Here is a 14,697-nt window from a genome sequence, read left to right on the forward strand (position 1 = left end):
CGCCCCATCCACGGCGGTATCATGGCGGTTTCGCGCGTGAGGTAATCCCATGGCCCATCCGGCTGTCGTCCCCGTCCTGACCATCGACGGCCCCTCGGGCTCCGGCAAGGGCACCATCAGCCGCATGGTGGCGGACAAGCTGGGCTGGCGCCTGCTCGATTCGGGGGCCCTCTACCGCGCCGTGGGCTACGCGGCGGGGGAGGAGGGCATCGACCTGTCCGACGTCGACGCGGTCACCCGCTGCGCCCAGACCGTGAAGATCCGCTTCCAGGCCAGCCAGGACGGGGGCGAGACCCACGTCATCGTCAACGGCCACGACGCCACGGCCGAGCTGCGCACGGAGACCGCCGGGGCCGCCGCCTCGGCCATCGCGGTGATTCCCAGCGTGCGCCAGGCCCTGGTGGACCTGCAATTGGGCTTCCGCAAGGCCCCCGGGCTGGTGGCCGACGGCCGCGACATGGGCACGGTGATCTTCCCCGACGCGGCCCATAAGGTATTTCTCACGGCCAGTGCCGCCGAGCGGGCGAAAAGGCGCTATAAGCAGTTGAAGGATAAGGGGCTGAGCGTTACACTTAGCGTCCTTCAGCGAGAAATCGAGGCGCGCGACGAGCGTGATGCGTCGCGGGCCGTCGCCCCGTTGAAGCCCGCCGAGGGCGCCGTGGTCATCGATACCACCGGCATGCCCATCGAGACGGTGGTGGCGAAGGTTTTCGCCGTGGTGCGTCGGTAAGGCGCGTCGCGGCAAAGTGCCCGCGCAGTGTGCGCGGGTGATTGGCAACGGTGCGGGGGCCTCCATCGAGTCGTCCGAACGCACCCACAACCGGTGGGTCCCCCGTCCGCTCGCGTTCAAGACGCACGTCGGCGCCGGGTACGGCCTTTCATAACCCTGGAATCAACATGACTGAAAGTTTTGCCGAACTGTTTGAACAGAGCCAGCAGGCCATTTCGAAGCTGAAGCCCGGCTCCATCGTCACGGGTATCGTTGTGGAAATCCGCAACGACGTGGTGGTGATCAACGCCGGCCTGAAGAGCGAAGGCATCGTTCCGATCGAGCAGTTCAAGGACGAGAACGGCGCTCTCGAAGTGGAAGTGGGCGACGAAGTCAAGGTCGCGCTCGACGCGCTCGAAGACGGCTTCGGCGAGACCAAGCTCTCCCGCGAGAAGGCCAAGCGTTCGATGGTGTGGGACGACCTCGAGCAGGCGTTCGACAAGGAAGAGACCATCACCGGCAAGATCTCCGGCAAGGTCAAGGGCGGCTTCACGGTCGACATCAAGGACGTCCGCGCATTCCTGCCGGGCTCCCTGGTCGACGTGCGTCCGGTCCGTGACCCCGTCTACCTCGAGGGCAAGGACCTCGAGTTCAAGATCATCAAGCTCGACCGCAAGCGCAACAACGTGGTCGTCAGCCGTCGCGCCGTCGTCGAGACCGAGTTCTCGGAAGAGCGCGAGAAGCTGCTCGAGCGCCTCACCGAGGGCGCGGTCGTCAAGGGTGTGGTGAAGAACCTCACCGATTACGGCGCGTTCGTCGACCTCGGCGGCATCGATGGCCTGCTGCACATCACCGACATGGCGTGGAAGCGCGTCCGTCACCCGTCCGAAGTGGTCAACGTCGGCGACGAGCTCGACGTGCGCGTGCTCAAGTACGACCGCGAGCGCAACCGCGTGTCGCTCGGCCTCAAGCAGCTCGGCGACGACCCCTGGGTCGCCATCGCCCGCCGCTACCCGGTCGGCAGCCGCCTGTTCGGCAAGGTCTCCAACGTCACCGATTACGGCTGCTTCGTCGAGATCGAGCCGGGCGTCGAAGGCCTGGTGCACGTCTCCGAAATGGACTGGACCAACAAGAACGTCAACCCGGCCAAGGTGGTTCAGGTCGGTGACGAGACCGAGGTCATGGTCCTGGACGTCGACGAAGAGCGTCGCCGCATCTCGCTGGGTATCAAGCAGACCCGCTCGAACCCGTGGGAAGCCTTCGCCGCCATGCACAAGAAGGGCGACAAGGTCTCTGGCCAGATCAAGTCGATCACCGACTTCGGCATCTTCATCGGCCTGGAAGGCGGCATCGACGGTCTCGTCCACCTGTCCGACATCTCGTGGCAGGCCTCGGGTGAAGACCTCGTCCGCAACTTCAAGAAGGGCGACGAAGTCGAGGCCGTGGTGCTGGCCGTCGATCCGGAGCGTGAGCGCATCTCCCTCGGCATCAAGCAGATGGAGCAGGATCCGTTCGGCCAGTTCATGGCCACGAATCCGCGCGGCACGGTCCTGACCGGCACGGTCCGCGAAGTCGACGCCAAGGGTGCCACCATCGACCTGGGCGAAGGCGTCGAGGGTTACCTCCGCGCCAACGACATCGCCAAGGAGCGCGTGGAAGACGCCACGCAGCATCTGAAGGTCGGCGACAAGGTCGAGGCGAAGTTCACCGGCATGGATCGCAAGGGCCGTCAGCTGCAGCTGTCGATCCGCGCGAAGGACGAGGAAGAGCTGGCCGACACCATGGCCGACTACCAGTCCGCCGCCGGCGGCACGACCAAGCTCGGCGCGCTCCTCAAGGAGCAGATGAACAAGGCCGACTGATGTCGGACGGGGGAGCGGTTCGCCGCTCCCCCGTTTTTCCTGTGATGCCCATGTAGTACGGATCCACGTTTCGAGTCCAAGCGTTAAAGAAGAACCAGGGGACCCATGACAAAGTCGGAACTCATCGAGGCGCTGGCGCGGCGTCAGACCCACCTTGCCTTCAGCGACGTGGAACTTGCCGTCAAGAGCGTGCTCGAGCAGATGAGCCATGCCCTCTCCACCGGCGAGCGCATCGAGATCCGCGGCTTCGGCAGCTTTGCTCTGCATTTCCGTCCGCCGCGCATGGGGCGCAACCCCAAGACCGGCGAAGCCGTGGCCTTGCCGGGCAAGCATGTCCCGCATTTCAAGCCGGGCAAGGAATTACGCGAACGCGTGAACCTCGCCCTCGAAGACGCCGCGCAGTGACGCGGCGTTTTTTTGCGCAGTAGCAGCAACCCCGGAAGCGCCGCCGGGCACGTACAGGTCATCAACCTGTACGAATTCATAATTGCGGCGCACCATGCCATTCATGATTCGGGTACAGTCGCCGGATGCGTCTGATCGCCATACTTTTCCTGCTCTCGTTCGTCGCCGCCGGCGTGGTTTTCGGGGCGCTGAACGCCGATTCGGTGCCGTTCGATTTCGGCATGGCCCGGCTGTCGCTGCCCAAGGGTGGAGCGATGCTGGCCGCGCTCCTGACGGGCTGGATTCTCGGCGGCATCACCGCCTGGCTGGGCACCTCGTTCGCCCATCGGCGCAAACGCCGCAAGGCGCTGGGCGATCGCAAGGTAGACAGCGCGAAAACCGCATGAATCCGATCTGGCTGCTGGCGCTCGTTCCCCCGCTGGCTTTTCTTTCCGGCTGGTGGCTGGCCCGCCGCACCCATGCCCGCCGTTCCGGTGAACGGGTCAACGAACTGTCGTCCGATTATTTCCGGGGCCTCAACTACCTGCTCAACGAGGAGCAGGACAAGGCGCTGGAAGTGTTCCTGCGACTGGCCGAATACAACCGGGACACGGTGGAAACCCATCTCGCGCTGGGCAACCTCTTCCGCAAGCGCGGCGAGGTCGATCGCGCCATCCGGCTCCATCAGCACCTGGTATCCCGCCAGGGCCTTTCCGACGAAATGAAGACGGTGGCCCTGCTCGAGCTGGGCGAAGACTACATGCGCGCCGGCCTGCTCGATCGCGCGGAAACCCTGTTCTCCGATCTCGTCGCGATGGACGCGCTGGCGCCGTCGGCGCTGCGCCACCTGATCGCCATCTACCAGCACGAGCGCGAGTGGCACAAGGCCATCGATCATGCCCGTCGCCTCGAAGCCATGACCGGCGAAGACGAATCGGCCATGATCGCGCAGTTCTACTGCGAACTCGCCGAGCAATCCCGTCTGCACGGCGCGCGCACCGAGGCGCGCGACTACGTGCGCGAGGCCTTCTCCTGCCAGCGCGATTGCGTGCGCGCGCACATGATCGCCGGCCGCCTCTCGGCCGAGGACGACGATGTGGCCGCGGCGATCGCCTCGTACGAAGCGGCCATCGATTCGGACATCGCCTTCGTTCCCGAGATTCTTCCGCCCTTGCTCAACTGCTACGCGCGCTCGCAGCAGATGGATCGCGCGGAGGGCTTCCTGCTCGACATCATGCAGCGTTACCACGGCATCTCGCCCGTGCTGGCGCTCACGCGGCTCTACGAAGGGCGCGACGGTGAGCGTACCGCCATCGATTTCCTCACCGGGCAGTTGCGCAAGCGGCCTTCCGTGCGCGGCCTGATGGCGCTGATCGACGCCACCATGGACAAGGTCTCGGGTGAGGCCCGCGAGAACTACCTCATCCTGCGCGACCTCACCCGCAAGCTGCTCGAAGGGCAGGCGATGTATCGCTGCAGCCGTTGCGGCTTCGGTGCCAAGGCCCACCACTGGCAATGCCCGAGTTGCAAGAGCTGGGGCACCGTGCGTCCCATCCACGGCGTCGCCAACGAATGACGCCGCCATTTCCAGGGGTGACGGCGACGCTGTTCGGCTGTGCCGTGGCCGCCCTCGTCGTGTCGTTCGCCAGCGTGCGCGCGGCCATCGCCTACGCGCATCGCCGGGGCATGCTCGACGCCCCGGGGCGTCGCCGTTCCCACACCTTGCCCACGCCGCGTGGCGGGGGTATCGGCATCGTGCTGGGCGCCCTGGCGGGCATGCCGGCGGCGCTGGTCCTCCTTCCCGGTTCGCCGGGCGCGGCAGTGGTGGCCGCGTTCAGCGTGGCCACCACTGCCGTGGCCGCCATCGGCTGGCTCGACGACCATGGATCGTTGCCCATTCGGCCCCGGCTGCTGATCCAGCTCGCCGCCACGCTGCTGCTCTGCCTCGCCGTGGCCAGCCGCACCGCCAGCCTGCTATGGGCCATTCCCTTGCTCCTGGCGGGCGTGTGGTGCATCAACCTGCACAACTTCATGGACGGCATCGACGGCCTGGCCGCGCAGCAGGCCATGTTCTTCGGTGCCGCCTCCGCGGCGCTGGCCTGGTCGGCGGGTAGTCCGGCCATCGCCGGATCGGCCCTGGCCCTGGCCGCGGCCGCCACCGGGTTCTGGTGGTTCAATCGATCGCCGGCCCGCATTTTCATGGGCGACGTGGGCAGCGGCGCGCTGGGGCTGTTCGTATTCGCCCTGTCGGCCATGCTCTGGGCGTTTCGCACGAACTTGCTGTGGCCGGCCCTCATTTTCTCGTCCGCCTTCGTCATCGACGCCACCTTGACGCTGCTCGTGCGAATGCTGCGCGGTGCGCGCTGGTACACTCCGCATCGCGAGCATCTTTATCAATGGCTCGTGAGACGTCGGGGGGCGTCGCACCGTCGGGTCGCCCTCGGCTATCTCGCGTGGAACATCTTGGTCTGTATTCCCGTCGCATGGATCGCGTACCGCTCACCCGCGGTGGCGCCCGGTTGCTTCGGGGCGGTGTATCTGGTTGGAGCAGCGGTCTGGCGTACTGGTAAGCGTCATTGCTTGCGTCGAAGGGAGCGGCATGTTTCTGCGTAAATTCATCGGCATCATCCATCCCCGTACGGCGGTGGTCGCCCACGACCTCGCCATGGCGGCCCTGGCGTGGTGGATCGCCAAGTCGCTGCGCTATGCGTTGATGCCCGACCTTTCGCCGGTCAGCTACCTGCCGATGGAGTTTCCCATCGTGCTGCTCGTGCAGGGCGCCGTATTCAACTGGACCGGCCTCTACAAGGGGGTGTGGCGGTTCGCGAGCCTGCCCGACCTGTGGAACATCATCCGCGCGACGGTGATCGGCGCGCTGATCATCGGCCTGGCCATGGTCATGTACGCGCGCCTGGACGGGGTGCCGCGTTCGGTGCTGCTCTTGTACCCGGTGGTGCTGGTGGTGCTGCTGGGGCTTCCGCGGTTGAGCTATCGCTTCTGGAAGGACAGCCGCATCGATCTCTTCCAGTCGGCGCCGACCAAGCGCGTGCTGATCGTCGGTGCCGATCGCGCGGGCGACGCCCTGGCGCGCGACCTGCGCCGGGACAGCCGTTACAGCGTGATCGGATTCGTCGACGACAACACGGCGCTCCGTGGCGCGCAGATCGGCGGCGTTCCCGTGCTGGGCACCATCGACCAGCTCGCCGAGCTGTCCAAGGCCGTGGCGGTGCAGATGCTGCTCATCGCCGTGCCGGGTGCCACCACGTCGCAGATGCGCCGCATCGTGGCCTTCTGCGAAAGCACCGGCCTGCCGTTCCGCACCGTGCCGCGCCTGGAAGACGTGGTCGCCGGTCGCGCGCAATTCAACGAGATCAAGGAAGTCGCCATCGAAGACCTCCTCGGTCGCGATGCGGTGGAGCTGGATTGGACGGCCATCCGCGAGAACATCAGCGGTCGCCGCGTGCTGGTCACGGGCGGCGGCGGTTCGATCGGTTCGGAACTCTGCCGCCAGGTGGCGCGCCTCGGGGCGCAGTCGCTCACCGTGGTGGAAATGTCCGAGTACAACCTCTACCGGATCGGCCAGGAACTGACCTCGGCCTATCCCGAACTCATCTTCAACGGCGTGCTCGCCGACGCCCGGGAAGACGTGGCGATCAACCGCCTGTTCGAGGAAACGCAGCCGCAGATCGTGTTCCACGCGTCGGCCTACAAGCACGTGCCGATGCTCCAGGGGCAGTTGCGCGAAGCGTTCCGCAACAACGTGATGGGCACGCGCGTGGTGGCGAACGCCGCCGTGCGCATCGGCGCCGAATCGTTCGTGCTCATCTCCACCGACAAGGCGGTGAATCCCACCTCGGTGATGGGGGCGTGCAAGCGCATGGCCGAGATCTGGTGCCAGAACCTCGCCGCGCATACGTCTACACGTTTCATTACGGTTCGCTTCGGTAACGTGCTCGACTCCGCCGGTTCCGTCGTGCCGCTGTTCCGCCGACAGATCCGCCAGGGTGGCCCGGTGACCATCACCCACCCGGAGATCTCGCGCTACTTCATGACCATTCCCGAGGCCTGCCAGCTCATCCTGCAGGCTGCGAGCCTGGGCAAGGGCGGCGAGATCTTCGCGTTGGACATGGGCGATCCGGTGAAGATCCGCGACCTGGCCGAGCAGATGATCCGCCTCGCGGGCAAGCGTCCGGGAGCGGACATCCAGATCGTCTACACGGGTCTTCGCTCAGGTGAGAAGCTGTTCGAAGAATTGTTCCACCCGTTGGAGAATTATAAGAGCACGACGCACGCCAAGATCTTCCAGGCCCAGCATCGCCAGGTATCGTGGGACCTCCTGCAGACGCAGTTGGCCCGTGCCGAGGAAGCGGTGGCCCAGTTCGACGAAGAAACCCTGCGTCGCTGCGTATCGCACCTGTTGCCGTCGTTCCGCTGGGGCGACTCGCAGACCGATAACGTCGTGCCGCTACGCCGCAACGAGAATGGAGACATCGCATGACCCAACCCCTGCGCACGGTGGTATTTCCGGTGGCCGGCCTCGGTACGCGCTTCCTGCCCGCGACCAAGGTGGTAGCCAAGGAAATGCTCCCGGTGCTCGATCGGCCGCTCATCCAGTACGCCGTGGACGAGGCCGTCGACGCCGGTGCCGACACGCTGGTGTTCGTCACCAACCGATACAAGCACGCGATCGCCGACTACTTCGACAAGGCGTACGAGCTTGAGGAAAAGCTCGCCGAGAAGAACAAGGCCGAACTGCTCGACATCCTTCGCGGCATCCTGCCCTCGCGCGTGCGTTGCGTCTTCGTGACGCAGCCCGAAGCATTGGGCCTGGGCGACGCCGTGCTGCGCGCCGCACCCGTGGTGGGCAACGAGCGCTTTGGCGTCATGCTGCCCGACGACCTGATCTGGACCAAGGGCAAGGGCGCGCTGCGGCAGATGGCCGAGGTGGCGGCCGAGTACGACGCGGGCGTCATCGCGGTGGAAGAGGTGCCGGAGAACGATACCGACAAGTACGGCATCGTCGACGCCACCGAAGCGGTGAGCGATCGCGCCACCGTGATCCGCCACATGGTGGAAAAGCCCAAGCCGGCCGATGCGCCGTCGAACCTCGCGGTGGTGGGCCGCTACGTGTTGCCGTGCGAGATCTTCCAGTACCTGACGAACACCCAGCCCGGTGCCGGCGGCGAGATCCAGCTGACGGATGCCATCGAAAACCTGCTGAAGGACCAGCGCAAGGTGCTGGCCTATCGCTTCGAAGGCACGCGTTTCGACTGCGGCAACAAGGCCGGCCTCGTGCGCGCCACCATGGCGATGGCACTGGAAGACCCGAAGCTCGCGCCGATCGTGCGGGAGTACGCCAACAAGGCGTAAGAGGCGTGGCCGCGGTGGGGCGAAACCGGCCTCACCGCGCTGGGTGCCTCTGCGTACGCAGGAATCCAGCGCCGTACGCATGGTTTTCGCGGCCATGCCGCGACGGCTGGTTACTCCACCGGTAGCGTCGCCATGAACGTGGGCCGGCGATACGCCTTCACCTGTTGCTCCAGCGCATAAGCGATGCCGATCAACGTCGGCTCGCTCCACTTCGTGCCGAAGAACACCACGCCCACCGGTAACCGGTGCGCGAACTCCACCGGCAAGGTGATCGACGGATAGCCCGCGATGGCCGCCGGTGCCGATACGCCCCCGACGGTCGGATCGCCGCTGACCACGTGGTCGCCCAGTACCAGGTCGGTGGTGTAGGCCGGTCCCCAGCTTGGGGCGAGCAACGCGTCGAGGCGATGGGTCTTCAACGCCGCGTCGATGCCTTCCGGCCCGGCCAATCGCCGATTCGTATCCCGCTTCTCGATGTACGCCGGATCGTCCGTGCCGCCCATCGCCTGCGCCCTGATGAAGAGGTCCTGTCCGAACCAGGGCATTTCCCTCGCCGCTTCGCGCTCGTTGAAGGCGATGAGATCGGCGAGCGTCTTCATCGGCTGATCGGGACGCGTGGCGAGGTAGGCGCCGATGTCGTGCTTGAAGTCGGTCAGCAGTACGTCCAGCTCGCGCTGGCTCAGTTCGTTCAGATGGGGAATCTCCACCGGGTCGACCACGACGGCGCCCTGCGCCTTGAGAACGGCGATGGTGTTCGCCAGCGCGCGGTCCGCATTGGGTTCGATGCCCGCCAACTGGCGAACCACGCCGATGCGCTTGCCGCGCAGCGCGTTCGCGTCGAGGAACCGGGTGTAGTCGGTGGCGTGGCGGTCGGCCTCGGCCGTGGCCGGGTCGCGCGGGTCGCTGCCGGCGATGACCCCGAGCACGGCGGCCGCGTCGGCGACGCTGCGGGCCATCGGTCCCGCCGTGTCCTGTGTGGCCGAGATGGGAATGATGCCGGCGCGGCTGACCAGGCCCACCGTGGGCTTGATGCCGACGAGCGCGTTCATCGAGGCCGGGCAGATGATCGACCCATCGGTTTCGCTGCCGATGGACACCGTGGCCAGGCCGGCGGCGACGGCGGCTCCGGAGCCCGCGCTCGATCCGCAGGCGTTGCGGTCGAGCACGTAGGGGTTGCGCGTCAGCCCGCCGCGGCCCGTCCAGCCGCTGGTGGCGTGCGCCGAGCGCATGTTCGCCCACTCGCTCAGGTTGGCCTTGCCCAGGATGATGGCGCCCGCCTTGCGCAGCTTCGCCGTGACCGTCGCGTCGCGCGGCGCCGGTTTCAGGGTGAGGGCCAGCGAGCCGGCCGCGGTCATCATGCGGTCGCCGGTGTCGATGTTGTCCTTCAGCAGGATCGGGATGCCGGCGAGCGGGCCTTTGCCCTTCGCTTTCGCCGCGATGGCCTCGGCATCGGGGTTGGTTTCGATCACCGAGCGCAGGGTGGGGCCCGCATGGTCGATCCGCGCGATGCGATCGAGGAACAGGCGGGTCATGCCCACGGGCGTGAGGCTGCCCGTCGCATAAGCCTCGCGAAGGGCGGCGATGGATGCGAAAGCGTCGTCCTCGGTGGCGTCACGCGCCTGCGAGGCCAACGGAAAGACGAGCGCGAGCGCCATGACGAGCCGTGTTGCATGAACCATGTAGGCATCTCCCCCGAGGTTGGCTCCGCGCATCGTATCGCTATTCGGGAACGGGCCGCTGCTCCGACGGTATGGCTATACTCGACCCGTCAAGGGGAGGATGCGATGCGACGCTGGTTCTTGCTCGTTCTCATGCCGATTGCCGCGCTGGCGCAGGAATCGGCGGTGCCCGATACGCTCGCCCAGCGCATCGCCGCGTGCACGAGTTGCCATGGCGAACGTGGCGAAGGCGGCGACAACGGTTTCAATCCGCGTCTGGCCGGCAAGCCCGCCGGTTACCTGCATCGGCAGCTGCAGGATTTCCAGCGCGGCCTGCGCCATTACCCGATCATGGAGCACATGGTCGCGCCGCTCACCGACGACTACATGCGCGAGATCGCCGCGTATTTCGCCGGCCAGGACGTTCCCTACGTCACCCATCCCACGCCCGCGATGTCCGCCGACGCGAAGGCACGCGGTGAACAACTGGCGACGAAGGGCGATCCCGCGAAAGGCCTTCCCGCGTGCATGGCGTGCCATGGTCCCGAACTCACCGGCGTGCAACCGGACACGCCCGGGCTCGTCGGTCTGCCCTACGATTACGTGAGCGCGCAGCTCGGTTCGTGGCGTACCGACACCCGCAACACCGTGGCGCCGGATTGCATGGCCACCATCGTGAGCCGGTTGACCGACGCCGACATCAGCGCGGTTTCCGCCTGGCTCGCGTCGCGCCCGGTGCCCGCCGACGCGAAGGCGGCCGATGCGGGTAGCGTGACGCCGCCGCTGCGTTGCGGCGTGCTGGGAGGCTGACCCATGCGGATCGCAGCGAAACTTTCCCTCGTTTTTTCCCTATTGGTTGCGGCCGCCACGGCGCACGCCGACGGCCTCGTCGAGCGTGGCCGTTACCTCGCCACCGTCGGCGACTGCGTGTCGTGCCATACCTCGCGCAATGGCCCGCCGTTCGCCGGTGGCCGCGTGGTACCGACGCCCTTCGGCGGCATTCCGTCGCCCAACCTCACGCCCGATCGCGACACGGGCCTGGGCGCTTGGAGTGCCGACGATTTCCATCGCGCCCTGCACGAAGGCAAGGGGCATGACGGGGAATCGCTGTATCCGGCGTTTCCGTTCACCTCGTATACGAAGATGACGCGCGCCGATACGGACGCGATCTTCGCCTTCCTCAGGAGCCTGCCCGCGGTGCGCAACCCGCGCACGGACACGACGCTGCGCTTTCCGTATCGCATGCGCTCGCTGATGGCCCCCTGGCGCGGACTGTTCTTCGATGCGGGCGAATACGTGGCCGACCCGAAGCGTTCGGCGGCATGGAATCGCGGAGCCTATCTCGTGGAGGGGCTCGCGCATTGCAACGAGTGCCATGCGCGGCGCAACAGCTTCGGTGCGCCGGTCACCGATCCGATCCTCGCCGGCGGCATCATCCCCGTGCAGAACTGGTATGCGCCGGACCTGTCGATGGGCGTGAACGGCGGCCTCGCCGGATGGAGCGAAGCCGACGTGGTGTCGTTGCTCAAGACGGGCCGCTCGCCCCAGGGCACCGCGCTCGGCCCCATGGCGGAGGTGGTGATGCGCAGCACGCAGCACCTCACCGACGGCGATCTCGCGGCGATGGCCACTTACCTGAAATCGTTGCCCGCTCGCGAGCCGCGGCCCATGCCCGAACCGATCGCCAACGCGCGCGAACTGGCGACGCGGGGTGAAGCGATCTATGCGAAGCAGTGCGCGGGATGCCATGCCGCCGATGGGCGCGGCAAGGGCACGGCGTATCCGCCGCTCGATCGCAATCCGTCGGTGCTCGATCCGACCGGCATCAACGCCATCCGCATCGTTCTCAACGGCGGATTCGCCCCGGCGACGGCGGGCAACCCGCGTCCGTATTCCATGCCGCCGTTCTCGCAGCGCCTGGGCGACGATGACGCGGCCTCCGTGGTCACCTATATCCGCCAGGCCTGGTCGAACAAGGCCGCGGCGGTATCGCCGAACGACGTGCGGGCCTATCGCTCCGTGCCGGGCGATTGATCGCGCACGAGACGGGCGAGGTCATGCCAGGTCTGCTCGTTCCACGAACGGCGCGCCTGGCCCGAGGGGGACGGCAGCACGAAGAGCCGCGTGTCACCCCAGGTGATGGCCTGCAAGCCGTAGCCAGCCTGCTTGCCCAGCGCCGTGCGGCCGCCGTGCTTGCTGGTGAAGGCGAGCACGCGGGGCGCCACGCGTTCGATGCGCGCACGTAGCGCCGCCACGTCGAAGGCATCGCCGGGCAGTTCGTCGTCGTTGCCGTAATGGAATTTGGCCAGGTCGGTCATGCCGATGCCGAAGCCGGTAACCAGCGGGTATTCCGCCGGCGCGATCAGGCGGGGCGTGAGCCCGATGGCGAACAGGGTGGGCCAGAACAGGTTGCCCGGGTGCGCGTAGTAGGCGCCTTCCCGCGCCGAGCGGGTGCCCGCCGCCGTGCCGCAGAACACGACCGACAGGCCGGGTTGCAGCAGGTCGGGCAGCACGTGGTCATTCGCGCGGGGAGGCAGGGAGGTCGCCTTTGCGGTCTTCAACGTAGTAGAGCGGACGCCGTTTGGTTTCCGCATAGGTGCGGCCGACGTATTCGCCAATCAAGCCGATGGCCAGCAGCTGCGCGCCGCCGAGGAAGAGGATCACCACCATGAGGGTGGGATAACCGCGCACGGGGTCGCCCCAGATGAGTGCCTTGAGGAACACCCACAGCGCGTAGCCGAACGAGAGCAGGGCGGCGGCGAGGCCCGTCCACGAGGCCACGCGGAGCGGCGCCGTGGAAAACGAGGTGACGCCTTCGAGGGCGAGGTTGAGCAGGCGCCAGTAGTTCCATTTCGTGGTACCCGCCGTGCGCGCGTCGCGATCGTACACGAGCGAACTCTGCCGGTAGCCGATCCAGGCGAACAGTCCCTTCATGAAACGCTGGCGCTCGCGCAACGCGTTCACGGCCTGCACGGCGCGGCGATTCATCAGCCGGAAGTCGCCGGTATCGCGCGGCACCGGCGTGTCGGACAGGCGCTCCATCGCGCGGTAGAACGACGCGGAGGTGAACTTCTTGAACCAGGTTTCGCCGTCGCGCCGGGCCCGCGTGGCGTAGACCACGTCGAAGCCCTCCGCGGCGCGGTCGAGGAGGGCGGGAATCAGTTCCGGCGGGTCTTGCAGGTCGGCGTCGATCAGCACCACGGCATCGCCGTCGGCATGATCGAGCCCCGCGGTCATCGCCGCTTCCTTGCCGAAGTTGCGCGACAGCCGTAGTGCCTGCACCCGCGCATCGTCGGCGGCCAGCGCGGCGATGAGGGCCCAGGTACCGTCGCGGCTGCCATCGTCCACGTAGAGCACGCGGCTGACCAGGGGCAGGGCGTCGAGCACGGCCGACAGCCGGCGATGGAAGGTGCCGATCACCTCCGCCTCGTTGTACGCGGGCACGAGCACGGTGAGCGTCTGGATGGAGGTCATCGTTCGATCGCAGGACGGGGCTGGAACCGCACTTTACCGAACGTGGACATCGCTTGTCCTAGCCTTTTCCGAATGAGCCCTTCCGACTGGATGCCAGATATCACGCATCCGTGGACGCGCTTTGCGCTGATCGTCGTGATCGCGCTGGCCGTCGCGGGTGTCCTCCGTCGCGTGATGCATGCCTTGTTACGCCGGTTCGCCGTCCATCACCCGATGGGCGCGTCGATCATCATGCGTGCCAACGCGCCCATCGAAGCCATGCTGCCCCTGGCGATGTTGCTGCTCGCCTTCCGCGCCGCGCCCGACGAGCCCGCGCGGCTCGTGGGCGGACTGGAGCATCTCGTCGGCGTGAGCTTCATCCTGGCCTGCACCTGGTTCGCGGTGCGCTGCGTGGGCGCACTGGAAGCCGCGGTGGCGCGATTCAATCCCATCGACCTGGAGGACAACCTGCGGGCCCGCCGCCTGCAGACCCAGGTGCGCGTACTCGGCCGCACGGCGATGGTGCTCATCGTGCTGCTGGGCATCGCCGTGGTGCTGATGACTTTTCCGGGCGTGCGCCAATTCGGGGCGAGCCTGCTCGCGTCAGCGGGCCTCGCCGGCCTCGCGGTGGGTCTGGCCGCCAAGCCCGTGCTGGGCAACCTCATCGCCGGCATGCAGATCGCGCTCACCCAGCCCATCCGCATCGACGACGTGGTGATCGTGGAAGGCGAGTGGGGACGTGTGGAGGAAATCACGAGCACCTACGTCGTGGTGGCGATCTGGGACGAGCGGCGGATGATCGTACCGTTGCAATATTTCATCGAGCATCCCTTCCAGAACTGGACGCGCACGAGTTCGCAGATCCTGGGCTCGGTGTTGCTCTGGTTCGACTACGGCATGCCTTTGGAGCCGCTACGCGAGGAACTCGAGCGCCTGTGCAGGGCCGCGCCGGAGTGGGACGGCCGGGTGATGGGATTGCAGGTCGTCGACAGCGACGAGAAGGCGATGCAGGTGCGCGCGCTGGTGAGTTCGAGCGATTCGGGCAAGTCGTTCGATTTGCGCTGCAAGGTGCGCGAGGGATTGATCGCGTTCGTGCGGAGGGAGTTTCCGGGGTATTTGCCGCGCTTGCGCGCGGACGTGCCGATCCAGGAGCGAAAAGCCGGCCAGGCGATGTCGCCTTCCTGAGCGAGAGGCGCTGGGTTCCTGCGTGCGCAGGAACGACGAGCTAAAAGATCGACCGTCGCCGAAACCCTTTTACACC

At 66.8% G+C, this 14,697-nt stretch carries 14 protein-coding genes; 11 read left to right on the forward strand and 3 right to left on the reverse strand.

What is annotated here, in order from left to right; genetic code table 11:
* Positions 1-49 precede the first annotated feature (49 nt).
* From cmk to galU, 8 genes are all read left to right on the forward strand, one after another.
* Positions 50-730, forward strand: coding sequence for a (d)CMP kinase (gene cmk, locus JNG39_RS03285; protein WP_368309646.1), 681 nt, complete (start codon positions 50-52; stop codon positions 728-730).
* 167 nt (positions 731-897) lie between these two features.
* A complete protein-coding gene (gene rpsA, locus JNG39_RS03290; RefSeq protein ID WP_144910650.1) occupies positions 898-2,571 on the forward strand; it encodes a 30S ribosomal protein S1 in 1,674 nt (557 codons plus the stop codon).
* Between the two features lie 105 nt (positions 2,572-2,676).
* Complete coding sequence (locus JNG39_RS03295) at positions 2,677-2,976, forward strand: integration host factor subunit beta (protein WP_144910648.1); 300 nt, start codon at positions 2,677-2,679, stop codon at positions 2,974-2,976.
* A gap of 125 nt (positions 2,977-3,101) precedes the next feature.
* Positions 3,102-3,362: a lipopolysaccharide assembly protein LapA domain-containing protein gene (locus JNG39_RS03300; RefSeq protein ID WP_368309647.1), complete on the forward strand. Its 261-nt coding sequence runs from the start codon at positions 3,102-3,104 to the stop codon at positions 3,360-3,362.
* A complete protein-coding gene (gene lapB, locus JNG39_RS03305; protein WP_368309649.1) occupies positions 3,359-4,531 on the forward strand; it encodes a lipopolysaccharide assembly protein LapB in 1,173 nt (390 codons plus the stop codon). Before JNG39_RS03300 ends, lapB begins: the two co-directional genes overlap by 4 nt.
* Positions 4,528-5,568: a glycosyltransferase family 4 protein gene (locus JNG39_RS03310; protein ID WP_368309650.1), complete on the forward strand. Its 1,041-nt coding sequence runs from the start codon at positions 4,528-4,530 to the stop codon at positions 5,566-5,568. Before lapB ends, JNG39_RS03310 begins: the two co-directional genes overlap by 4 nt.
* On the forward strand, positions 5,555-7,453 hold the full coding sequence (locus JNG39_RS03315; RefSeq protein WP_368309652.1) for a polysaccharide biosynthesis protein: 1,899 nt from the start codon (positions 5,555-5,557) through the stop codon (positions 7,451-7,453). The genes JNG39_RS03310 and JNG39_RS03315 overlap by 14 nt, the downstream gene beginning before the upstream one ends.
* Positions 7,450-8,325, forward strand: coding sequence for a UTP--glucose-1-phosphate uridylyltransferase GalU (gene galU, locus JNG39_RS03320; RefSeq protein ID WP_368309653.1), 876 nt, complete (start codon positions 7,450-7,452; stop codon positions 8,323-8,325). Before JNG39_RS03315 ends, galU begins: the two co-directional genes overlap by 4 nt.
* A gap of 110 nt (positions 8,326-8,435) precedes the next feature.
* Here galU and JNG39_RS03325 read toward each other — a convergent pair whose 3' ends face one another.
* On the reverse strand, positions 8,436-10,004 hold the full coding sequence (locus tag JNG39_RS03325) for an amidase (protein WP_368309654.1): 1,569 nt from the start codon (positions 10,002-10,004) through the stop codon (positions 8,436-8,438).
* A 105-nt stretch (positions 10,005-10,109) separates the two neighbouring features.
* On the opposite strand from JNG39_RS03325, the gene JNG39_RS03330 reads away from it, so the two are divergent.
* Both JNG39_RS03330 and JNG39_RS03335 read left to right on the forward strand, forming a co-directional pair.
* The gene (locus JNG39_RS03330; RefSeq protein WP_368309655.1) at positions 10,110-10,793 is read left to right on the forward strand and encodes a cytochrome c; all 684 of its coding nucleotides are present in this window, start codon (positions 10,110-10,112) and stop codon (positions 10,791-10,793) included.
* Positions 10,794-10,796: 3 nt separating this feature from the next.
* Positions 10,797-12,017: a c-type cytochrome gene (locus JNG39_RS03335; RefSeq protein WP_368309656.1), complete on the forward strand. Its 1,221-nt coding sequence runs from the start codon at positions 10,797-10,799 to the stop codon at positions 12,015-12,017.
* Here the strand turns inward: JNG39_RS03335 and JNG39_RS03340 are convergent.
* On the reverse strand, positions 11,993-12,496 hold the full coding sequence (locus tag JNG39_RS03340; protein ID WP_368309658.1) for a mismatch-specific DNA-glycosylase: 504 nt from the start codon (positions 12,494-12,496) through the stop codon (positions 11,993-11,995). The two genes, JNG39_RS03335 and JNG39_RS03340, sit on opposite strands and share 25 nt — an antisense overlap.
* 4 nt (positions 12,497-12,500) lie before the next feature.
* The gene (locus tag JNG39_RS03345; protein WP_368309659.1) at positions 12,501-13,457 is read right to left on the reverse strand and encodes a glycosyltransferase family 2 protein; all 957 of its coding nucleotides are present in this window, start codon (positions 13,455-13,457) and stop codon (positions 12,501-12,503) included.
* A gap of 90 nt (positions 13,458-13,547) precedes the next feature.
* Here JNG39_RS03345 and JNG39_RS03350 point away from each other — a divergent pair, with 90 nt between their 5' ends.
* Positions 13,548-14,621 (forward strand): mechanosensitive ion channel family protein, encoded by a 1,074-nt coding sequence (locus JNG39_RS03350; RefSeq protein ID WP_368309661.1) that lies wholly within the window; start codon positions 13,548-13,550, stop codon positions 14,619-14,621.
* Positions 14,622-14,697 lie beyond the last annotated feature (76 nt).

Source organism: Luteibacter sp. CQ10, from assembly GCF_040900725.1.
Taxonomy (GTDB): Bacteria; Pseudomonadota; Gammaproteobacteria; order Xanthomonadales; family Rhodanobacteraceae; genus Luteibacter.

Excerpts from the sequence above, each read along its gene's own strand:
- cmk (WP_368309646.1), top strand. The coding sequence starts at position 50 with ATGGCCCATCCGGCTGTCGTCCCCGTCCTGACCATCGACGGCCCCTCG.
- rpsA (WP_144910650.1), top strand. The coding sequence starts at position 898 with ATGACTGAAAGTTTTGCCGAACTGTTTGAACAGAGCCAGCAGGCCATT.
- JNG39_RS03295 (WP_144910648.1), top strand. The coding sequence starts at position 2,677 with ATGACAAAGTCGGAACTCATCGAGGCGCTGGCGCGGCGTCAGACCCAC.
- JNG39_RS03300 (WP_368309647.1), top strand. The coding sequence starts at position 3,102 with ATGCGTCTGATCGCCATACTTTTCCTGCTCTCGTTCGTCGCCGCCGGC.
- lapB (WP_368309649.1), top strand. The coding sequence starts at position 3,359 with ATGAATCCGATCTGGCTGCTGGCGCTCGTTCCCCCGCTGGCTTTTCTT.
- JNG39_RS03310 (WP_368309650.1), top strand. The coding sequence starts at position 4,528 with ATGACGCCGCCATTTCCAGGGGTGACGGCGACGCTGTTCGGCTGTGCC.
- JNG39_RS03315 (WP_368309652.1), top strand. The coding sequence starts at position 5,555 with ATGTTTCTGCGTAAATTCATCGGCATCATCCATCCCCGTACGGCGGTG.
- galU (WP_368309653.1), top strand. The coding sequence starts at position 7,450 with ATGACCCAACCCCTGCGCACGGTGGTATTTCCGGTGGCCGGCCTCGGT.
- JNG39_RS03325 (WP_368309654.1), bottom strand. The coding sequence starts at position 10,004 with ATGGTTCATGCAACACGGCTCGTCATGGCGCTCGCGCTCGTCTTTCCG.
- JNG39_RS03330 (WP_368309655.1), top strand. The coding sequence starts at position 10,110 with ATGCGACGCTGGTTCTTGCTCGTTCTCATGCCGATTGCCGCGCTGGCG.
- JNG39_RS03335 (WP_368309656.1), top strand. The coding sequence starts at position 10,797 with ATGCGGATCGCAGCGAAACTTTCCCTCGTTTTTTCCCTATTGGTTGCG.
- JNG39_RS03345 (WP_368309659.1), bottom strand. The coding sequence starts at position 13,457 with ATGACCTCCATCCAGACGCTCACCGTGCTCGTGCCCGCGTACAACGAG.
- JNG39_RS03350 (WP_368309661.1), top strand. The coding sequence starts at position 13,548 with ATGCCAGATATCACGCATCCGTGGACGCGCTTTGCGCTGATCGTCGTG.